General features: G+C 68.7%; 21 protein-coding genes and 1 tRNA gene. 15 read left to right on the forward strand and 7 right to left on the reverse strand.

Going from position 1 to position 18,409, the window contains the following annotated elements; genetic code table 11:
• Nucleotides 1-37 precede the first annotated feature (37 nt).
• Nucleotides 38-691 carry an RDD family protein gene (locus OG611_RS12585; protein WP_266418678.1) on the forward strand — a complete coding sequence of 218 codons (654 nt, stop codon included), beginning with the start codon at nucleotides 38-40 and terminating at the stop codon, nucleotides 689-691.
• A 48-nt stretch (nucleotides 692-739) separates the two neighbouring features.
• Here OG611_RS12585 and OG611_RS12590 read toward each other — a convergent pair whose 3' ends face one another.
• The gene (locus tag OG611_RS12590; RefSeq protein ID WP_266418680.1) at nucleotides 740-1,006 is read right to left on the reverse strand and encodes a hypothetical protein; all 267 of its coding nucleotides are present in this window, start codon (nucleotides 1,004-1,006) and stop codon (nucleotides 740-742) included.
• Between the two features lie 367 nt (nucleotides 1,007-1,373).
• On the opposite strand from OG611_RS12590, the gene OG611_RS12595 reads away from it, so the two are divergent.
• Complete coding sequence (locus OG611_RS12595; RefSeq protein ID WP_266418682.1) at nucleotides 1,374-3,773, forward strand: immune inhibitor A domain-containing protein; 2,400 nt, start codon at nucleotides 1,374-1,376, stop codon at nucleotides 3,771-3,773.
• A 124-nt stretch (nucleotides 3,774-3,897) separates the two neighbouring features.
• On the forward strand, nucleotides 3,898-4,233 hold the full coding sequence (locus OG611_RS12600) for a hypothetical protein (RefSeq protein WP_266418684.1): 336 nt from the start codon (nucleotides 3,898-3,900) through the stop codon (nucleotides 4,231-4,233).
• Between the two features lie 36 nt (nucleotides 4,234-4,269).
• Here the strand turns inward: OG611_RS12600 and OG611_RS12605 are convergent, their stop codons facing one another.
• Nucleotides 4,270-4,854, reverse strand: coding sequence for an isochorismatase family protein (locus OG611_RS12605; protein WP_266418686.1), 585 nt, complete (start codon nucleotides 4,852-4,854; stop codon nucleotides 4,270-4,272).
• Between the two features lie 159 nt (nucleotides 4,855-5,013).
• Nucleotides 5,014-6,342 (reverse strand): nicotinate phosphoribosyltransferase, encoded by a 1,329-nt coding sequence (locus OG611_RS12610; RefSeq protein WP_266418688.1) that lies wholly within the window; start codon nucleotides 6,340-6,342, stop codon nucleotides 5,014-5,016.
• Nucleotides 6,343-6,420: 78 nt separating this feature from the next.
• Between OG611_RS12610 and clpS the strand changes: the two genes are divergently transcribed.
• From clpS to OG611_RS12645, 7 genes are all read left to right on the forward strand, one after another.
• Nucleotides 6,421-6,735: an ATP-dependent Clp protease adapter ClpS gene (gene clpS / locus OG611_RS12615; RefSeq protein ID WP_266418690.1), complete on the forward strand. Its 315-nt coding sequence runs from the start codon at nucleotides 6,421-6,423 to the stop codon at nucleotides 6,733-6,735.
• Between the two features lie 61 nt (nucleotides 6,736-6,796).
• Nucleotides 6,797-7,405: a DUF2017 domain-containing protein gene (locus OG611_RS12620; RefSeq protein ID WP_266418692.1), complete on the forward strand. Its 609-nt coding sequence runs from the start codon at nucleotides 6,797-6,799 to the stop codon at nucleotides 7,403-7,405.
• Nucleotides 7,406-7,746: 341 nt separating this feature from the next.
• Complete coding sequence (locus tag OG611_RS12625) at nucleotides 7,747-9,186, forward strand: amino acid permease (protein ID WP_266418694.1); 1,440 nt, start codon at nucleotides 7,747-7,749, stop codon at nucleotides 9,184-9,186.
• 110 nt (nucleotides 9,187-9,296) lie between these two features.
• Nucleotides 9,297-9,728: a M67 family metallopeptidase gene (locus tag OG611_RS12630; RefSeq protein WP_266418696.1), complete on the forward strand. Its 432-nt coding sequence runs from the start codon at nucleotides 9,297-9,299 to the stop codon at nucleotides 9,726-9,728.
• 146 nt (nucleotides 9,729-9,874) lie between these two features.
• Nucleotides 9,875-10,000, forward strand: coding sequence for a putative leader peptide (locus OG611_RS12635; RefSeq protein WP_256088703.1), 126 nt, complete (start codon nucleotides 9,875-9,877; stop codon nucleotides 9,998-10,000).
• A gap of 116 nt (nucleotides 10,001-10,116) precedes the next feature.
• A complete protein-coding gene (locus OG611_RS12640; protein ID WP_266418698.1) occupies nucleotides 10,117-10,395 on the forward strand; it encodes a MoaD family protein in 279 nt (92 codons plus the stop codon).
• Nucleotides 10,395-11,345 (forward strand): PLP-dependent cysteine synthase family protein, encoded by a 951-nt coding sequence (locus OG611_RS12645; RefSeq protein WP_266418699.1) that lies wholly within the window; start codon nucleotides 10,395-10,397, stop codon nucleotides 11,343-11,345. Before OG611_RS12640 ends, OG611_RS12645 begins: the two co-directional genes overlap by 1 nt.
• A gap of 81 nt (nucleotides 11,346-11,426) precedes the next feature.
• Here OG611_RS12645 and OG611_RS12650 read toward each other — a convergent pair whose 3' ends face one another.
• A complete protein-coding gene (locus tag OG611_RS12650) occupies nucleotides 11,427-11,942 on the reverse strand; it encodes a type II toxin-antitoxin system PemK/MazF family toxin (protein ID WP_266418701.1) in 516 nt (171 codons plus the stop codon).
• Nucleotides 11,943-12,119: 177 nt separating this feature from the next.
• Between OG611_RS12650 and OG611_RS12655 the strand changes: the two genes are divergently transcribed.
• Nucleotides 12,120-12,872, forward strand: a complete 753-nt coding sequence (locus tag OG611_RS12655) for an MBL fold metallo-hydrolase (protein ID WP_266418703.1) — start codon at nucleotides 12,120-12,122, stop codon at nucleotides 12,870-12,872.
• An 85-nt stretch (nucleotides 12,873-12,957) separates the two neighbouring features.
• Here the strand turns inward: OG611_RS12655 and OG611_RS12660 are convergent, their stop codons facing one another.
• Both OG611_RS12660 and OG611_RS12665 read right to left on the reverse strand, forming a co-directional pair.
• The gene (locus tag OG611_RS12660) at nucleotides 12,958-14,223 is read right to left on the reverse strand and encodes a PTS transporter subunit EIIC (protein ID WP_266418705.1); all 1,266 of its coding nucleotides are present in this window, start codon (nucleotides 14,221-14,223) and stop codon (nucleotides 12,958-12,960) included.
• Between the two features lie 269 nt (nucleotides 14,224-14,492).
• Nucleotides 14,493-15,803: a PTS transporter subunit EIIC gene (locus OG611_RS12665; protein ID WP_266418707.1), complete on the reverse strand. Its 1,311-nt coding sequence runs from the start codon at nucleotides 15,801-15,803 to the stop codon at nucleotides 14,493-14,495.
• A 222-nt stretch (nucleotides 15,804-16,025) separates the two neighbouring features.
• On the opposite strand from OG611_RS12665, the gene OG611_RS12670 reads away from it, so the two are divergent.
• The 4 genes from OG611_RS12670 (at nucleotide 16,026) to rdgB (ending at nucleotide 18,267) form a co-directional block, all read left to right on the forward strand.
• Nucleotides 16,026-16,259 carry a glucose PTS transporter subunit EIIB gene (locus OG611_RS12670; RefSeq protein WP_014156020.1) on the forward strand — a complete coding sequence of 78 codons (234 nt, stop codon included), beginning with the start codon at nucleotides 16,026-16,028 and terminating at the stop codon, nucleotides 16,257-16,259.
• A 151-nt stretch (nucleotides 16,260-16,410) separates the two neighbouring features.
• Nucleotides 16,411-17,148 (forward strand): ribonuclease PH, encoded by a 738-nt coding sequence (rph, locus tag OG611_RS12675; protein WP_266418711.1) that lies wholly within the window; start codon nucleotides 16,411-16,413, stop codon nucleotides 17,146-17,148.
• A gap of 102 nt (nucleotides 17,149-17,250) precedes the next feature.
• Nucleotides 17,251-17,643, forward strand: coding sequence for a hypothetical protein (locus OG611_RS12680; protein WP_266418713.1), 393 nt, complete (start codon nucleotides 17,251-17,253; stop codon nucleotides 17,641-17,643).
• Between the two features lie 21 nt (nucleotides 17,644-17,664).
• Nucleotides 17,665-18,267 (forward strand): RdgB/HAM1 family non-canonical purine NTP pyrophosphatase, encoded by a 603-nt coding sequence (rdgB, locus tag OG611_RS12685; protein ID WP_266418715.1) that lies wholly within the window; start codon nucleotides 17,665-17,667, stop codon nucleotides 18,265-18,267.
• A gap of 53 nt (nucleotides 18,268-18,320) precedes the next feature.
• Here the strand turns inward: rdgB and OG611_RS12690 are convergent.
• Nucleotides 18,321-18,395 (reverse strand) — tRNA-Leu (locus OG611_RS12690).
• Nucleotides 18,396-18,409: the final 14 nt, after the last annotated feature.

An 18,409-nucleotide genomic window follows, 5' to 3' on the forward strand; every position in this document is an offset into this window, starting at 1 on the left:
CGTTGCGGGCACCCCCGGGGCGGGGTGCACTGCCCCCATGAGCAACGATCAGCCGACGTCCGGTCAGCCGCCCGAGGACGACCCGTTCCTCAAGAAGCCGCACGAGCCGCCGCCGTCATCGGGTTCGCCGTACGACAGCGCTCCGCCGCCCCCGCCGCCGTACGATCCGGGCCCGTTCGGTGGCGGCGGACCGTACGGCGTGGATCCGCTGGCCGGCATGCCCCCGCTCGCGGAGCCGGGCAAGCGCATCCTGGCCCGGCTGATCGATTTCCTGATCATCTCGATCCCGCTCTATCTGATCTCGCTGCCGTGGGGCGGCGCGGTCGAGGTGTCGGACAACAACGGCAACGGCGTCGGCGACGTCTTCAGCCAGACGTACAGCGGGCACCAGCTGCTGTGGTCGCTGATCGGCCTGGTCGTCTACGTCGCGTACGACACGTACTTCACGCACAAGGACGGCCGGACCCTCGGCAAGCGGCTGCTGAAGCTGCGGGTCGCGATGCTCAACGACGGCCGGGTGCCGGACACCGGTGCGTCGTTCCTGCGGGCCGTGGTGCTGTGGCTGCCGGCGCTGCTGTGCTGCCCGTGCCTGTGGTGGCTGATCAACATCGTGCTCATGTTCACGGACAAGCCGTACCGGCAGGGCCTCCATGACAAGGCGGCGAAGACGGTGGTCGTGCAGACCAACTGAAGACGGTGGTCGTGCAGACCAACTGAAGACGGTGGTCGTGCAGACCAACTAGAGGACGCGCGCGTCCGCGGCGGACGCGGAGACCGCGTCCTGGTTCACCCGGACCGCGGAGCGGGCCCTCGCCTGCTTCGCGGTTTTCGCGCGTGACGGCTGGGGTACGGTCACGGCCACCAGCAGACCGAGCGCGAGCGCCGCGGTTCCGATGACGGCGATTCCGACGCCCGAACCCGTACGGGAAAGCAGCAGCATCGCGAGGGTCGCGAAGACGACGGTGACCGAACCGTAGGAGAGCTGTGCGGCAGTGGGACGCGGCATGGCGGTATCCGTCCTCGGGGCATCGGATGGGCAGTCTCTCAACACGGTCGCACTGTCAAGCGACTCTACGACGGTGGATGCCCGAGAGGGACCACTGGTAAGCACGGCCTAACCCACGGTACTGGTGCACGGGGGGCGCACGGAGTCATACTCCGCTCCAACCGTGGTCCATGACGCACCGGTTGCCCGCTCGATGAACGTCCGGATAACGGAAGCGTTCTCCTACATAGTGCACTTGGCCTGTTCAAGTCAAGATCTGTCTTTTCTCGCGTAACTCCGGTCGAATGTCGTCACTTGTGACGCGTATTCGCGCGCGGCCCCACATCCCCCTGGCCGCAGCGGCGAGTGCCGGGGAGGACTGCATCAAGTGACCAAGAACAGACGGGCGCTTCGCGCTGCGGCGGTTGTCGTGGCCATGGCCGCCACTGCCGCCACGGCGTCAGCTTTTGCCACGGCTCAGGCAGATGACAAGACGCCGGCAGCCAAGAGCACCACCATCGACCGCCGCGACCCGGGGTCGGCCAAGGGCAACGAGCACGACCTGAAGGGCCCGTTCAGCAAGCAGCAGGACGCGCAGCGTCAGGCCGCCCTGGAGCAGGTCATATCGGGCGACAAGAAGATCTCGAAGAAGGGCGGCTCCAAGGTCGTCAAGCTCGACGACAAGAAGTACGTCGAGCTCGGCCGCGAGAAGACCGACAAGATCTTCACGATCCTGGTGGAGTTCGGCGACAAGGTCGACAACACCACCATGTACGACCCGGACGGCGACGGCCCGAAGCCGGCCGTTCCGAAGTACGGGGGCACGCCCGGCCCGCTGCACAACAAGATAGCCAAGCCGGACCCCAAGAAGGACAACAGCACCGCCTGGCAGGCCGATTACAACCAGGCGCACTTCCAGGACCTCTACTTCGGTTCGGGCGCCGGCAAGGACTCGCTGAAGACGTACTACGAGAAGACGTCCTCCGGGCGCTACTCGGTCGACGGCGAGGTCTCCGACTGGGTCAAGGTGCCGTACAACGAGGCCCGTTACGGCTCCAACTTCTGCGGTGCGACCAACTGCGCCAACGCCTGGGACATGATCCGGGACGGCGTGAACGCCTGGGCCGCCGACCAGAAGGCCAAGGGCCGTACGCCCGAGCAGATCAAGACGGATCTCGCCAAGTACGACCAGTGGGACCGTTACGACCACGACAACGACGGCAACTTCAACGAGCCCGACGGCTACATCGACCACTTCCAGATCGTCCACGCCGGTGAGGACGAGTCCGCGGGTGGCGGCGCCGAGGGCAAGAACGCCATCTGGGCCCACCGTTGGTACGCCTACGGCACCGACGCCGGCGCGACCGGCCCGGCCGACAACAAGGCCGGCGGCACCGAGATCGGTGACACCGGCATCTGGGTCGGCGACTACACCGCGCAGCCCGAGAACGGCGGCCTGGGTGTCTTCGCCCACGAGTACGGCCACGACCTGGGCCTGCCGGACCTCTACGACACCACCAACACCGCCGAGAACTCGGTCGGTTTCTGGTCCCTGATGTCGGCCGGCTCCTGGCTCGGCACCGGCAAGGACTCGATCGGTGACCTGCCCGGCGACATGACCGCCTGGGACAAGCTCCAGCTGGGCTGGCTCGACTACGCCGAGGCCAAGGCCTCGACGAAGTCCACCCACAAGCTGGGCGTGTCGGAGTACAACACCAAGAACAAGCAGGCGCTCGTCGTCACGCTGCCCGAGAAGCCCGTCACCACCGCCGTCACGAAGCCGGCGGAGGGCTCCAAGCAGTGGTGGAGCGACATGGGCGACAACCTCAGCAACACCCTTTCCCGTTCGGTCGACCTGACCGGCAAGTCCAAGGCCTCCCTGGACCTTGCGGGCTGGTGGGACATCGAGAAGGACTACGACTACCTCTACACCGAGGTGTCGGAGAACGGTGGCACCAGCTGGACCGCGATCGACGGCACGGCCGACGGCAAGGCGATCCCGCGCGACGCCAGTGACAAGCCGGCCCTGACCGACGTCTCCGGCAAGTACCAGAAGCTCTCCTTCCCGCTGGACGCCTACGCGGGCAAGAAGATCGACATCCGCTTCCGCTACGCCACCGACGGCGGCGCCGGCGGCATCGGCTTCGCGGCCGACACCATCTCGGTCAACGCCGACGGTGCCGTGCTCTTCACGGACAACGCCGAGGGCGACGACAACGGCTGGACCGCCAAGGGCTTCTCCCGCGTCGGCGAGTCGTTCGAGAAGGACTACCCGCAGTACTACATCGCGGAGAACCGCCAGTACGTCAGCTACGACAAGACCCTCAAGGTCGGCCCGTACAACTTCGGCTTCTCCAAGACCCGTCCCGACTGGGTCGAGCACTACCCGTACCAGAACGGTCTGCTCGTCTGGCTCTGGGACAAGTCCCAGAAGGACAACAACGTCTCGGTCCACCCGGGCCACGGTCTGATCCTGCCGGTCGACTCCCACGCCAAGCCCCTCAAGTGGGCCGACGGCTCGATCATGCGCAACAAGATCCAGCCGTTCGACGCGCCCTTCAGCTGGTACGCGACCGACGCCTTCACGCTGCACAGCGCGGACGCACCGGTCCGGATCAAGTCGCAGCACGGTGTCCCGGCCTTCGACGACCACAAGGGCACCTACTGGTACAAGGAGAACCCGACCGGAAGTGTTCAGGTCCCTGACACGAACACCCGGATCTCGATCGTCAAGGAGCCGCGCAGCGGCTCGACGATCACCGTCAAGGTCGGTCCCTCGCACAAGTAGTCCCGTATAACCGCAGGTCAGAGCATGATCGGCCGTCGCCCTCTAGCGGGCGGCGGCCGATCGTGTTTAGGTGCGTCTTGTTCGGATCCTTATTGACACGACGTCTCACGGGGGAGCGCGGGGTATGGCAGGCGGAGGATTCTGCAAGTTGCCGAACGGCAGTGTGGTGGTGGCGATCACTCTGCCCAGTCCGACGGACGGAGCGGGTCCGGGCGCCCCGGTCCGGGTCCTGGTGCACGCGGCCAACCGGGCCCGCGCCCTGACCCGGCTGCGCAACGCGGGCCTGCGCGCGGTCTACCTCCGCGGCAACGCCGAGCCGCCCACACCCGACGAGATCACCGCCGTGCTGCACCACCCCGACGGGCTGCTGTGGCGGGCGAGACCGGAGAAGGCGCAGGAGCTCTGGCACCCGATCCGGGCCCTGGTACGCCCGGCCATACCCGTACGACGGCCGGCCTGAGGCGCGGGGCCGGCCCGGATCGCGGGGTCCGTGCCGCTACACCACCGGCTTGCCGGACAGCTTCACGCCCGCCCTGCGGAGTTCCTCCAGGGCCCGCTCCGTGGTCGCCTCGGCGACCCCCGCGGTCAGGTCGAGCAGCACATGCGTGGTGAAGCCCGCCCGGACCGCGTCCAGCGCCGTCGCCCGCACACAGTGATCGGTCGCGATGCCGACGACGTCGACCTCGGTGATCCGGCGGTCCCGCAGCCAGTCGGCCAGCCCCACACCGTTCTCGTCGAGGCCCTCGAAGCCGCTGTACGCCGCGGCGTAGGCACCCTTGTCGAACACCGCTTCGACCGCCCCCGAGGCGACCGCGGGCGCGAAGTTCGGGTGGAAGCCGACACCCTCCGTGCCGGCCACGCAGTGCGCCGGCCAGGACTGCTCGAAGTCCGGCTGGGCGGAGAAGTGATTGCCCGGGTCGATGTGGTGGTCGCGGGTGGCCACCACATGGCGGTACCCGGCCTGGGCCTCCCCGATCAGATCGGTGATGGCGGCGGCGACATCGGCGCCCCCCGCCACGGCGAGGCTGCCGCCCTCGCAGAAGTCGTTCTGAACGTCGACGACGATCAAGGCGCGGTGCATGGCGGGTGTCCTTCGGTGGGGGACGGTCGGCGGTCGTGGGGGGCGTGATTCGAGCCTAGAGACTCCGGCCCCGGATAGGGAGGGGACGGAACGGAACCCGCGCGGCGCCCGGGGGCGCGGTGGTGGCCGGGCGCGCCCGCCCACCACCGCGCCCCTCGCTCACACGTACTCCGTGGGAATCACCGGCTCTCCGCGGGACAGCTGCAGCGCCGACATCGGCAGCCCCGCCCGTGCCGCGATGTGCCGCTCGCGCGCCGCGTCCAGCGGCTCCCGGGCTATCGCCTCGCCGCCCTTGACCAGCTCGACCAGCAGCTGCCGGTCGGCCAGCTCCGCGGGCACGGCGCCGGTGCCGACCACCTCCGCCTCGGCCACCCCGTTCTCGTCCAGCCGGCGCGCGGCCCACTTGCGACCGCCCACCGACGACTTCGCGCCGAGCGACTTCTTGGCGACCGGACGCAGCGGCTCCGCGGGGTCGGCGGACCCGGCACGGGCGACGAGCTTGTAGACCATCGAGCAGGTGGGCTGCCCGCTGCCGGTCACCAGCTGCGTGCCCACCCCGTACGCGTCGACCGGCGCCGCGGCCAGCGAGGCGATGGCGTACTCGTCCAGATCAGAGGTCACCACGATCTTCGTCTCCGTGGCGCCCAGCTCGTCCAGCTGCTGCCGCACCCGGTGCGCGACCAGCAGCAGGTCCCCGGAGTCGATCCGTACCGCGCCCAGCTCGGTCCCGGCGACCTCGACCGCCGTACGGACCGCCTCGGTGACGTCGTACGTGTCGACCAGCAGCGTCGTGCCCCGGCCCAGCGAGTCGACCTGGGCCCGGAACGCGTCGCGCTCGGTGTCGTGGAGCAGCGTGAAGGCGTGGGCGCTCGTCCCGACGGTCGGGATGTTGTAGCGGAAGCCCGCCGCCAGGTCGGAGGTGGTGTCGAAGCCGCCGATGTACGCGGCACGCGCCGACGCCACCGCCGAGAGTTCATGGGTGCGTCGTGCACCCATCTCGATCAGGCCACGCCCACCGGCCGCGGCGGACATCCGGGACGCCGCGGCGGCGATGGCCGAGTCGTGGTTGAGGATCGACAGGATCACCGTCTCCAGCAGCACGCATTCGGCGAAGGAGCCCTCGACCCGCAGGATCGGCGAGCCGGGGAAGTACACCTCGCCCTCCGGGTAGCCCCAGATGTCACCGCTGAAGCTGTAGTCGGCCAGCCAGGCGAGCGTGGGTCCGTCCACGACGTTCTGTTCGCGCAGGAAGGTGAGCATCTCGTCGTCGAAGTGGAAGTTCTCCACCGCGTCCAGCACCCGTCCGATGCCCGCGACGACGCCGTAGCGCCGTCCTTCGGGCAGCCGGCGCGTGAACGCCTCGAAGACCGACCGCCGGTCGGCCGTGCCGGCCTTCAGCGCGGCCTGCACCATCGTGAGCTCGTACTGGTCGGTGAAGAGCGCTGTCGACGGCACACCGACCCGTCGCCCAAGGTCCGCAGAGTTCATGTTCCGGATGCTACCCCTATTTCGTCAGAGTGACGAGATCTCGGGTCGTTTGTGCGATGCACCCTCCCGAGTGGCAGCATGGGGTGGGTGAGCGTCGCCCCCACAGAGATCGAGCGTCCCGAATCGGCCGAGGAGACTGTCGTCGTCCCCGAGCCCGACGTCCCCTGGGTGACGCTGGTCCACAACGACCCGGTCAATCTCATGAGCTATGTGACCTATGTCTTCCAGGCCTACTTCGGCTACTCCAAGGACAAGGCGCACAAGCTGATGCTGGACGTCCACCAGAAGGGGCGCGCGGTCGTCTCCAGCGGCAGCCGCGAGGAGATGGAGCGCGACGTCCAGGCCATGCACGGCTACGGGCTGTGGGCCACCCTCACGCAGGACCGCAACTAGACCGATCGTCCGCCGCCCCGCCCGACTCCTGCCCCGCCCGACCCACCATCGGAGAAAACCCATGGCCGGCCACTTCGAGGCCACCCCCGGCGGCGGCGCGGCCGTCGCGCTCGACGAGGTGGAGATCGCGATCCTGCGCTCCCTCGCCGTCCAGCTGCTGGAACTGATCGGCCCCGGCGACGAACCCGCCGAGGGCGCGGACCCGCTCGCCGCCCTCTTCGCGGAGGGACCCAGCGAACCGCCCACCGATCCCGCCCTGGCCCGCCTCTTCCCCGAGGCGTACGGCGACGAGGACAGCGAAGTGCGGGCCGCCTCCGCCGAGTTCCGCCGCTTCACCGAGAACGATCTGCGCGCCCGCAAGCGCGACGACGCCCTCACCGTCGTGCGCACCCTGGACGCCCTCACGATCGCCGGGAACGGCGGCGCCGTGCTCGAACTCACCGGCGACGAATGCCGCAACTGGCTCGGCGCCCTCAACGACCTCCGGCTCACCATCGGCACCCGACTGGAGGTCTCCGACGAGGATGAGGGCGGGGCCGAGGGCGAGGGCGGGGGCGGCGCCGGATCGCTCTACCGGCTCCCCGACAGCGACCCGCGCAAGCCGATGGTCATGGCCTATCTCTGGCTCGGCGCGCTCCAGGAAACACTCGTGGAAACGCTGATGCCGTAGCGGCGTGCCCCGGCTTCCACGGGGTGCGCGGGCTGCGCGTGCGTGGTGGGCGTTCGCTCAACGGACGCTCAAATCCGAATAACGATCCCGTCACTCGAATGGCCTTTTTGCTGCGGCAGGAAACTCTTGTCCGCTTTTTACTGTGGTGTGCACCACATAACGCCCGGTGGGTCGCCCGGGTGGCCGTGATAAATCTTCACGACCACTCGGGGGACGCCACACCTGTTCCCGAGGACGCCACGAGCCGGCCACCACCGGCGGCACTCCATCCATATCCGGGGGGATCAGGACCTGATCCGCAGCCTCAGCGGCGCGGATCGGCGTGGAGAAAGGCGCAGCACATGACATCGGCACAGGTCGACAATGGGCAGGGCGGCCGGCAGGCCGTAGAAGTCACGGATGCCGGCACGGCGGATGAGGGATACCAGCGGGCCCTCGGCGCCCGTCAGATCCAGATGATCGCCATCGGCGGAGCCATCGGCACCGGCCTCTTCCTCGGTGCGGGAAAAGCAATCGCCAAGGCCGGACCCAGCCTCATCCTGGCCTACGCCGTCGCGGGCCTGGTGATCTTCTTCATCATGCGGGCCCTGGGTGAACTCCTCATGTACCGCCCGGTCTCGGGCTCCTTCTCCGAGTACGCCCGCGAATTTATCGGCCCCTTCGCCGGATTCGTCACCGGCTGGACCTACTGGCTGTTCTGGGTCGTCACCGGAATCACCGAAGTCACCGCCGCGGCCCAGTACATGACGTTCTGGTTCAGCATTCCCCAATGGGTCTCCGCACTGATCTTCACGATCATTCTGTACGGCGTGAACCTGATCTCCGTGAAGCTCTTCGGAGAACTCGAATTCTGGTTCTCCATGGTCAAGGTGACCGCCATCGTCGGCATGATCCTCATCTGCGCCGGAATTCTCACCCTCGGCTTCTCCGACGCCGGGGACACCGCGTCCGTCACCCATCTCTGGTCCGACGGCGGATTCTTCCCGCACGGCATCAAGGGCACCTTGATGACCCTGCAGATCGTGATGTTCGCCTTCCTCGCCGTCGAACTCGTCGGCGTCACCGCGGGCGAGTCCAAGGACCCGAAGACCGTCCTGCCCAAGGCCATCAACACCGTGCCGTGGCGCATCGCCATCTTCTACGTCGGCGCCCTCATCATGATCCTCTCCGTGGTCCCGTGGACCGAGTTCAAGCCCGGCATCTCGCCGTTCGTCGCCGCCTTCAGCAAGATGGGCCTCGGCATCGGCGCCGGCATCGTCAACTTCGTCGTGCTGACCGCGGCACTCTCCTCCTGCAACTCCGGCATGTACTCCACCGGCCGCATGCTGCGCGACCTCGCGCTCAACGGGCAGGGCCCGACGTTCTTCACCCGGCTCACCAGGAGCGGCACCCCGCTCGTCGGCACCACCTTCTCCGCCGCCCTGATGCTCGTCGGCGTCTGGATCAACTACCAGTGGCCCGGTGACGCCTTCACCTACGTCGTCTCGTTCGCCACCATCTCCGGCATGTGGGCCTGGATCATGATCCTGATCAGCCAGCTCCGCTACCGGCGCCTCTCCGACCTCGGGGTGCTCCCGCAGTCGGGCTTCCGGGCCCCCGGCGCCCCGTACACCAGCGTCTTCGCGCTGTTCTTCATCGCCGTGGTCATCGTGATGATGGGCATCGACAAGGACACCAGGATCTCGCTGTACTGCGCCCCGATCTGGGCAGCCCTCCTCGGCATCTCGTACCTGGTCCTCAAGGCCCGCAACCCCGAGAACAAGGCCTTCGCCAAGAACTGAGCCGCCCCGACCGGCCGCCCCGACCGGCCGCCCCGGCGGTCGCGTCCACCATGCGGGCCCCTGCGTACCACACTTCGGTACGCAGGGGCCCGCATGCCTATCCTGGCGAAATGCTGACCATCACCAAGGCGCTCCACGACCAGATCGTCGCGCACTCCCGCGCCGACCACCCCGACGAGGCGTGCGGCGTGGTCGCGGGCCCGGCCGGGACCGGCCGGGCCGAACGGTTCATCCCGATGCTCAACGCCGCCCGGTCGCCCACCTTCTACGAGTTCGACTCGGCCGATCTCCTCAAGCTCTACCGCGAGATGGACGACCGCGACGAGGAGCCGGTGATCGTCTACCACTCCCACACCGCGACCGAGGCCTACCCCTCCCGCACCGACGTCACCTACGCCAACGAGCCCGGCGCCCACTACGTCCTCGTCTCCACGGCGGACACCGACGACGCGGGCCCCTTCCAGTTCCGCTCGTACCGCATCGTGGACGGCGAGATCACCGAGGAGGACGTCGAGGTCGTCGAGGCGTACGAAACCGCCTGACCACGTCGTACCGCCGGACACCGGCAGGCCGCCCAGCGGCGGACGGGGCCGGACCCACCACGGTCCCGTCCGCCTGTCGAACGCCCACCATCCATCAGGTGAGATCACACTCGGGATTACGGACCGGGAATCGATACGATGAGCGCATGGTTCCCCATGACGTGAGCGACAAGACGCCGGGCATGCTGCTCGTCGCGCGCCTGCACGTCGACCTGTGCAGGCTCTCCAGCGCGATCTGTACGTGCCGCCTGCCCGCCGGCCGCAAGGCCTGAGCCGGGCCCGCGGCCCGAGCACCACACGCAGCACCACACGTCACGCACCAACCCCCGCGCGGGGGCAGAGCCGCGCGCCCCACGCCACCACTCCGTTTCCGACAGGAGCCCACGCCATGGCCATCGAGGTCCGCATCCCGACCATCCTCCGCACCTACACCGACGGCGCCAAGTCCGTCGAGGGCAACGGAGCGACCCTCGCCGACCTCCTCACGGACCTGGAGAGCCGCCACAACGGCATCCGCGAGCGCATCGTCGACGGCAACGAACTCCGCCGCTTCGTCAACGTCTACCTCAACGACGAGGATGTCCGCTTCCTCGACGGCATCTCCACCGAGCTCAGCGACGGCGACAACGTCACGATCCTCCCGGCCGTCGCCGGCGGCATGAACTGATGCGGTACGACAGCCCGCTCGCCGCGGTGGGCAACACCCCGCTCGTCCGCCTGCCGCGGCTGTCACCCTCGGACGACGTCCGCATCTGGGCCAAGCTGGAGGACCGCAACCCCACCGGCTCGATCAAGGACCGCCCCGCGCTCCACATGGTCGAACAGGCGGAGAAGGACGGCCGGTTGACCCCCGGCTGCACCATCCTGGAGCCCACCAGCGGCAACACCGGCATCTCGCTCGCCATGGCGGCCAAGCTCAAGGGCTACCGCATCGTGTGCGTCATGCCGGAGAACACCTCCCAGGAACGGCGCGACCTGCTCGCCATGTGGGGCGCCGAGATCATCTCCTCCCCGGCGGCGGGCGGCTCCAACACAGCGGTGCGCGTCGCCAAGGAACTGGCCGCCGAGCACCCCGACTGGGTCATGCTCTACCAGTACGGAAACCCGGACAACGCGGGCGCCCACTACGCCACCACCGGCCCGGAGATCCTCGCCGACCTCCCGTCCGTCACCCACTTCGTGGCCGGCCTCGGCACCACGGGGACGCTCATGGGCGTCGGCCGCTACCTGCGCGAACACAAGCCGGACATCCGGATCGTCGCCGCCGAGCCGCGCTACGACGACCTGGTCTACGGGCTCCGCAACCTCGACGAGGGATTCGTCCCCGAGCTCTACGACGCCTCGGTCCTCACCACCCGCTTCTCCGTCGGCTCGGCGGACGCGGTCACCCGTACCCGCGAACTCCTCCAGCAGGAGGGCATCTTCGCGGGCGTCTCCACCGGCGCGGCGCTCCACGCGGCGATCGGAGTGGGGAACAAGGCCGTCAAGGCGGGGGAGCCGGCCGACATCGTCTTCGTCGTCGCGGACGGCGGCTGGAAGTACCTGTCGACGGGCGTCTACACGGCCCCGACCACGGAAGCGGCCATCGAGACGCTGCACGGCCAGCTCTGGGCGTAGGGCCCCGGACCTGTCCGGCGGATCAGGGCCGGACAGGCCCCGGGCGCGGGCGCACCCCGCCCGCGCCCACCCCGCCCCACCTCATCCGAGCCCCCGCACCCGCTCCCACACCGCCGCGTCCACGACCCCCACCCGTCGCCGGAACCCGCGCACGGCGACCTCCCGCAGCTCGTCCGTCTCCAGGAAGCTCGCCCGGCCCTGCGCGTCCCCCACCGTCCCCGCGGGCAGCGTGATCACCCCGGGCCGGTCCTCGTGACGCTTGCTGGTGATCTTCGCGACGAGCGCCGAGTCGCCCCGCACCGACAGCACCAGGCACGGCCGGTCCTTCGCCCCGGGCCCGTCCTCGTACGGCACCTCGGCCCACCAGATCTCGCCCGGCCGCGGCCTCCGCTCCGGCCCCGGCCCGCGTCCGGGCCCCGCCGGCGGGCGGGTCCGCCCGCCCGGACGGCCACCCGTGCGCGTACCCGCCGTACCCGTCGACCTGCGGGAACGCCCACGAGGACCGCGCCCGCCCCGCCCCCGCCCATCGGCGACCGCCGCGACGAGCGCGAGCAGCACGACAAGAACGAGCGCGATCCACCACCAGGACATGTCCATGTCCCGACCGTACCGGCGTCACCACCGCTTCCATCGAACCGGTGACAGAGCAGGTGAGTTCCCCCACAACGGACGGCCGTGGAGGAGCGACCGGCTGTTTCGCGCCTTACGCTCGACAAACCGCTCAACAGACCGCACGAACCCTCCCCGTTCCCACGTCTCGGAGGTTCACGCTCCATGAAGCTCACCGTCGTCGGCTGCTCCGGCTCGTTCCCGTCCGCGGGATCAGCGTGTTCGAGCTACCTCGTAGAGGCCGACGGCTTCAGGCTGCTCCTCGACATGGGCAACGGCGCCCTCGGCGAGCTGCAGCGCCATGTCGGTCTCTACGACCTCGACGCCATCTTCCTCAGCCACCTCCATGCCGATCACTGCATCGACATGTGCGCGTACTTCGTCGTCCGCTACTACCGGCACGACGGGGGCCGCCCCGCCGCCCTCCCGGTCTACGGGCCCGACGGCACCGAGCAGCGGCTGACCACCGCCCACGCCGACACACCGTCCGAGCACGCGATGAGCGAGGTCTTCGACTTCCACACGCTGAAGCCGGGATCGTTCGAGATCGGCCCCTTCTCGGTCCGTACGGAGAAGGTCTGCCACCCCGTCGAGACCTTCGCGATCCGGATCGAGCACGGCGGCCGCTCGCTGGCGTACTCCGGCGACACGGGGATCTGCGAGGCCCTGGACGAACTCGCCGAGGGCGTCGACCTGTTCCTGTGCGAAGCATCGTTCGTCCATGGCAAGGAGGACATCCCGGACCTCCACCTCAACGGCCGCGAGGCGGGCGAGACCGCCGCCCGCGCCGGAGTGGGGCGCCTCGTCCTGACCCACATCCCGCCGTGGACCGACGCCGACCGCAACCTGGCCGACGCCCGCACGGTCTTCCACGGGCCGGCGGAGGTAGCGGTGCCGGGAGCGGTGTACGAGGTCTAGGGTCTTTCGTTTGGTTCAGGCCGCACGGCGAAGCCCTCACCTCCCGCCGTGGGAGATGAGGGCTTCGTCGTGCGGTGGGCGAGGGTTACTTCGCCTCGGCCTTGAGGAGCTCGGCGAGCTCCTCGTCGGACTCACGGCCCGGAGTGGGCAGGTTGAACTTGGTGATCGCGAAGCGGAAGACCGCGTAGTAGACCACCGCGAAGCAGAGGCCGACCAGCACCAGCAACCACGGTTTGCTCGCGATGCCGAGGTTCAGGAAGAAGTCGACGGCACCCGCGGAGAAGCCGAAGCCGTCCTTCATGCCGAGCCCCCAGGTGAGGGCCATGGAGACACCGGTGAGCACCGCGTGGATCGCGTACAGCACCGGGGCGATGAACATGAACGTGAACTCGATCGGCTCGGTGACACCGGTCACGAACGCGGTGAGCGCGAGCGAGAACATCATGCCGCCGACGACCTTGCGGCGCTCCGGACGGGCGCAGTGCACGATCGCGAGGCATGCGGCCGGGAGGGCGAACATCATGATCGGGAAGAAGCCGGTCATGAACTGTCCGGCCGTCGGGTCACCGGCCAGGAAGCGGTTGATGTCGCCGCTCTTGCCGTGGTACTCACCGGCCTGGAACCACGGGAACGAGTTCAGCAGGTGGTGCATGCCGACGGGGATCAGCGCACGGTTGGCGACACCGAAGATGCCCGCGCCGACCGCGCCGGAACCGACCAGCCACTCGCCGAAGTTGTGCAGCCCGGTGCCGAGCACCGGCCAGATGTAACCGAAGACGACGCCGATGACCAGACCCGCGAAGGCGGAGAGGATCGGGACCAGGCGGCGGCCACCGAAGAAGCCCGCCCAGGCGGGCAGCTTCGTCCGGTAGAACTTCTGATAGAGCAGCGCCACGACGATGCCCATCACCACACCGCCGAGGACCTTGGCGTCCACGGGGGCGTCCGTCATGACTATCTTGCCGTCGACCACCGTCGCGACCTGCGGAAGGTTGCTGTCGGTGAAGGTGGCGAGCACCTTCTGGAAGACCAGGTAGCCGGTGACGGCCGCGAGTGCGGTCGAACCGTCCGACTTCTTGGCGAAGCCGATCGCGATGCCGACGGCGAACAGCAGCGCCATGTTGTCGAGGATCGCGTTGCCACCCGCGTCCATGAAGCTCGCGATCTTGGTGACGAAGTCCGGGAACGAGGCCCTGCCGAGCATGTCGTCGTGGCCGAGACGCACCAGGAGCGCGGCCGCCGGCAGCACCGCGACCGGCAGCATGAGGCTGCGGCCGATGCGCTGCATGACCGACATCACGCCAGCACCCTTCTTCTTGGTGACCGCGGGTGCGGTGTCTGCCGTGGACATCAACTTCCTCCATGGGACAAGGCGCCGCCCAGGTCGTTGAGGGGGGAGGCGGCGACTCGAGAAACGCGGCAGAGTGCCACGTGGTCTGGACCACTCAGTGGTGTAGACCAGTTGTAGCACGGTGAGCTACAGATAAGGAACCTGCAAATTCCGATTACTTCGCATGAGCTATCACCCACGCTCGGTGACATGCCGAAGGCCCCCGGACCGCGTGGGGCCGAGGGCCTTGGGGGGACTGCTCCGGCGGGGCCGAAAACCGTTTCGACCTGCTACTTCGTGAGGTTCCTCTCGATCTCCTCCTCCAGCTCATCGGGCTCGCGGCCCGGCGTCTGGAGATTGAATTTGGTGATCGCGAACCGGAAGATCACGTAGTACACGGCGGCGAATACCAGGCCGATCGGAATGATCAGCCAGGGTTTGGTCGCCAGGCTCCAGTTGATGACGTAGTCGATCAGACCCGCCGAGAAGCTGAAGCCGTCCTTGGCCCCGAGCGCCCATGTCACCGCCATCGAGACACCGGTGAGCACCGCGTGGATGCCGTACAGCAGTGGTGCGACGAAGAGGAACGAGTACTCGATCGGCTCGGTGATGCCCGTCACGAACGACGTCAGGCCGACCGAGAGCATCATGCCGCCGACCGCCTTGCGGCGGTGCGGCTTGGCGCAGTGGTAGATCGCCAGCGCCGCCGCGGGCAGGGCGAACATCATGATCGGGAAGAAGCCCGAGGTGAACTGGCCGGCCGTCGGGTCGCCCGCCAGGAAGCGGTTGATGTCACCGTGCACGACCGTGCCGTCCGGCTTGGTGAAGTCACCGAACTGGAACCAGACGAACGTGTTCAGGAACTGGTGGAGGCCGATGACCAGCAACGCGCGGTTGGCGAGACCGAAGATGCCGGAGCCCACCCAGTCCAGGTCCACCAGCCACTTGGAGAAGCTGGTCAGGCCGTCACCGATCGGCTGCCACAACCAGGCGCACAGGCCCGCGAAGAGGAGGCCGACGAAGGCCATGATGATCGGGACGAGCCGGCGGCCGTTGAAGAAGCCCAGCCAGTCCACCAGCTTGACCCGGTGGTACCGCTGCCAGAACCAGGCGGAGAGCAGGCCCATCACGATGCCGCCGAACACGCCGGGGTTCTGGTACTCGGCGGCCGTGACCTTGGCGTCGCCGGTCACGCAGGTGCCGAACCAGGTGCCGCCCGAGGTGAACGTCGAACCCGGGGCGCAGTCCACCGGGAAGGCGTGCAGCACCGCGTAATAGACGAGGAAGCCGGCCACCGCGGCGAGCGCGGTCGAGCCGTCCGACTTCTTCGCCATGCCGATCGCGACACCGACGCAGAACAGCAGTGGAAGGCCGAGGCCCGAGTCGAGCAGCGCACCACCCGCGGCCGCGAACACCTTGGCGATGTTGTTCCAGCCCAGGCCCTCGTCGCCGAATACGTCCGGCTGGCCCAACCGGTTGAGAATGCCGGCCGCCGGCAGCACGGCGATCGGGAGCTGGAGGCTGCGGCCCATCTTCTGGAGGCCTTGGAAGAGGCCGTTCCACCACGTCTTCTGTGGCACTGCGGCGCTGCTCGAGCTCATCGGCATCCTCCCGGAACAGGGTGCGTTCGGCGGTCGTTGCAGACTGGTGTAGACCAGTTGAGGTACGGTGCGTAACCCGCCTGGAAGACAGAGCACCGGTGATCGTCATCATTGAGGACGGTCCGGACACCCGCTCGCGAAGCTGGGCCAAACGTGCGTTACGGTGACGAAACGGACCCAGGGTGGGCCGTCGCACGCATGTGAAGAACCAGGGAGAAGGCCATGGCCAGCAAGGCTGAGAAGATCGTCGCCGGGCTCGGCGGTATCGAGAACATCGACGAGATCGAAGGCTGCATCACCCGCCTCCGCACCGAGGTCCACGACCCGAGCAAGGTCGACGAAGCCGCGCTCAAGGCCGCCGGAGCCCACGGCGTCGTGAAGATGGGCACCGCGATCCAGGTCGTCATCGGCACCGACGCCGACCCCATCGCCGCCGACATCGAAGACATGATGTGACCGGCCGCCGGACCACCCGCTGAGCCGACCGCTCGGCACCGTACAGGCCCCGCCCACCCGGACGGGGCCTGTGCCGCACCCGGACGGGTGCGGACCGGGACCGCCCCGCACCCGAACGGACGCCACGCCCGCACCCGATAAAGTCGACGCCATGTCTCGTATCGACGGCCGCACCCCCGAACAGCTCCGCCCCGTCACCATCGAACGCGGATGGAGCAAGCACGCCGAAGGCTCCGTACTCATCTCCTTCGGCGACACCAAGGTCTTCTGCACCGCCTCCGTCACCGAAGGCGTCCCGCGCTGGCGCAAGGGCAGCGGCGAAGGCTGGGTCACCGCCGAATACTCCATGCTCCCCCGCTCCACCAACACCCGCGGCGACCGCGAATCCGTACGCGGCAAGATCGGCGGCCGCACCCACGAGATCAGCCGCCTCATCGGCCGCTCCCTGCGCGCCGTCATCGACTACAAGGCCCTCGGCGAGAACACCATCGTCCTGGACTGCGACGTCCTCCAGGCCGACGGCGGCACCCGCACCGCCGCCATCACCGGCGCCTACGTCGCCCTCGCCGACGCCGTCACCTGGGCCCAGCACAAGAAGATCGTCAAGCACGGCCGCAAGCCGCTGACCGACACCGTCTCCGCGATCAGCGTCGGCATCGTCGACGGCACCCCCCTCCTCGACCTCTGCTACGAGGAGGACGTCCGCGCCGAGACCGACATGAACGTCGTCTGCACCGGCGACGGCCGCTTCGTCGAGGTCCAGGGCACCGCCGAGGCCACCCCCTTCGACCGCAAGGAACTGGGCGCCCTCCTCGACCTCGCCACGGCCGGCTGCGTGGACCTGACCGCCATCCAGCACGAGGCCCTCGCCCACACCCTCGGCGAGTAAAGAAGCAACCAAGTACGCACCACAGCGCGTCGTTACGAACATGGGCGCACGGGTCGAACCGTGCGCCCGTCCGCGTATCCGCATCCGGGGAGGAACCGCACCATGGCCAAGGCCGCCCGCCATCGCCGCATCACCGTCGCGCTGACCCTGACCGCCCTCGCTCTCACCGCCGCGTCCGGCTGCGGCGCCGTCGACAAGGCAATGGACTGCGTCCGCACCGCCGATGCCATCGCCACCAGCGTCGACAACCTCCAGCAGGCCGTCTCCAATGCCACCAGCGACCCCACCCAGGCCTCCGAAGCCCTCGACGACATCCAGAAGTCACTCGGCGAACTCGGCGACAAGACCGACAACGCCGACCTCGGCAAGGCCGTCGACGAGCTCCAGGCCGGCGTCGGCAACGTCCGCGACTCCATCGACAAGGGCGACGCCACCCCCGACATCACCCCGGTCACCGACGCCGCCGCGGAGATCGGCAAGGTCTGCACCCCCTGACCACCCCCGATACTGGGTGACATGACCCGCCTCATCCTCGCCACCCGCAACGCCGGGAAGATCACCGAACTCCACGCGATCCTCGCCGACGCCGGCCTCACCCATGAGCTCGTCGGCGCGGACGCGTACCCCCACGTCCCCGACGTCAAGGAGACCGGCGTCACCTTCGCCGAGAACGCCCTGCTCAAGGCCCACGCCCTCGCCAAGGCCACCGGCCTCCCCGCCGTCGCCGACGACTCCGGCCTCTGCGTGGACGTGCTCGGCGGCGCCCCCGGCATCTTCTCCGCCCGCTGGGCCGGCACCCACGGCGACGACAAGGCCAACCTGGACCTGCTCCTGGCCCAGCTCTCCGACATCGACGCGCCCCACCGCGGCGCCCACTTCGCCTGCGCGGCCGCCCTCGCCCTGCCCGACGGCACGGAACGCGTGGTCGAGGGCCGCCTGACGGGCACTCTGCGCCACACCCCGTCCGGCACGAACGGCTTCGGCTACGACCCGATCCTCCAGCCCGAGGGCGACACCCGCACCTGCGCGGAACTGACCCCGGCGGAGAAGAACGCGATCAGCCACCGGGGCAAGGCGTTCCGGGCACTGGTGCCGGTGGTGCGGGAGCTGGTGGGGTGACGCGGCAACGCCCGGCCCCTTGTTGAGAGGGCCGGGCGTGCTCGGCTATTCGGTGCGCCCGGTCGGACTCGAACCGACACAAACACGACTACCTAAAAGTCGCCGCTCACCAGTTGGCGTACGGGCGCAGAACGAAGCCAAG

The sequence above is a fragment of the Streptomyces sp. NBC_01363 genome (assembly GCF_026340595.1).
In the GTDB taxonomy this organism is placed as follows: Bacteria; Actinomycetota; Actinomycetes; order Streptomycetales; family Streptomycetaceae; genus Streptomyces.

What these genes read in the sequence shown, in the direction of transcription:
- OG611_RS12640 (WP_266418698.1), top strand. Translation starts at nt 10,117, where the DNA reads ATGGCCATCGAGGTCCGCATCCCGACCATCCTCCGCACCTACACCGAC.
- OG611_RS12680 (WP_266418713.1), top strand. Translation starts at nt 17,251, where the DNA reads ATGGCCAAGGCCGCCCGCCATCGCCGCATCACCGTCGCGCTGACCCTG.
- OG611_RS12620 (WP_266418692.1), top strand. Translation starts at nt 6,797, where the DNA reads ATGGCCGGCCACTTCGAGGCCACCCCCGGCGGCGGCGCGGCCGTCGCG.
- OG611_RS12645 (WP_266418699.1), top strand. Translation starts at nt 10,395, where the DNA reads ATGCGGTACGACAGCCCGCTCGCCGCGGTGGGCAACACCCCGCTCGTC.
- OG611_RS12600 (WP_266418684.1), top strand. Translation starts at nt 3,898, where the DNA reads ATGGCAGGCGGAGGATTCTGCAAGTTGCCGAACGGCAGTGTGGTGGTG.
- rdgB (WP_266418715.1), top strand. Translation starts at nt 17,665, where the DNA reads ATGACCCGCCTCATCCTCGCCACCCGCAACGCCGGGAAGATCACCGAA.
- clpS (WP_266418690.1), top strand. Translation starts at nt 6,421, where the DNA reads ATGGGGTGGGTGAGCGTCGCCCCCACAGAGATCGAGCGTCCCGAATCG.
- rph (WP_266418711.1), top strand. Translation starts at nt 16,411, where the DNA reads ATGTCTCGTATCGACGGCCGCACCCCCGAACAGCTCCGCCCCGTCACC.
- OG611_RS12590 (WP_266418680.1), bottom strand. Translation starts at nt 1,006, where the DNA reads ATGCCGCGTCCCACTGCCGCACAGCTCTCCTACGGTTCGGTCACCGTC.
- OG611_RS12625 (WP_266418694.1), top strand. Translation starts at nt 7,747, where the DNA reads ATGACATCGGCACAGGTCGACAATGGGCAGGGCGGCCGGCAGGCCGTA.
- OG611_RS12585 (WP_266418678.1), top strand. Translation starts at nt 38, where the DNA reads ATGAGCAACGATCAGCCGACGTCCGGTCAGCCGCCCGAGGACGACCCG.
- OG611_RS12670 (WP_014156020.1), top strand. Translation starts at nt 16,026, where the DNA reads ATGGCCAGCAAGGCTGAGAAGATCGTCGCCGGGCTCGGCGGTATCGAG.
- OG611_RS12630 (WP_266418696.1), top strand. Translation starts at nt 9,297, where the DNA reads ATGCTGACCATCACCAAGGCGCTCCACGACCAGATCGTCGCGCACTCC.
- OG611_RS12650 (WP_266418701.1), bottom strand. Translation starts at nt 11,942, where the DNA reads ATGGACATGTCCTGGTGGTGGATCGCGCTCGTTCTTGTCGTGCTGCTC.
- OG611_RS12610 (WP_266418688.1), bottom strand. Translation starts at nt 6,342, where the DNA reads ATGAACTCTGCGGACCTTGGGCGACGGGTCGGTGTGCCGTCGACAGCG.
- OG611_RS12605 (WP_266418686.1), bottom strand. Translation starts at nt 4,854, where the DNA reads ATGCACCGCGCCTTGATCGTCGTCGACGTTCAGAACGACTTCTGCGAG.
- OG611_RS12635 (WP_256088703.1), top strand. Translation starts at nt 9,875, where the DNA reads ATGGTTCCCCATGACGTGAGCGACAAGACGCCGGGCATGCTGCTCGTC.
- OG611_RS12665 (WP_266418707.1), bottom strand. Translation starts at nt 15,803, where the DNA reads ATGAGCTCGAGCAGCGCCGCAGTGCCACAGAAGACGTGGTGGAACGGC.
- OG611_RS12660 (WP_266418705.1), bottom strand. Translation starts at nt 14,223, where the DNA reads ATGTCCACGGCAGACACCGCACCCGCGGTCACCAAGAAGAAGGGTGCT.
- OG611_RS12655 (WP_266418703.1), top strand. Translation starts at nt 12,120, where the DNA reads ATGAAGCTCACCGTCGTCGGCTGCTCCGGCTCGTTCCCGTCCGCGGGA.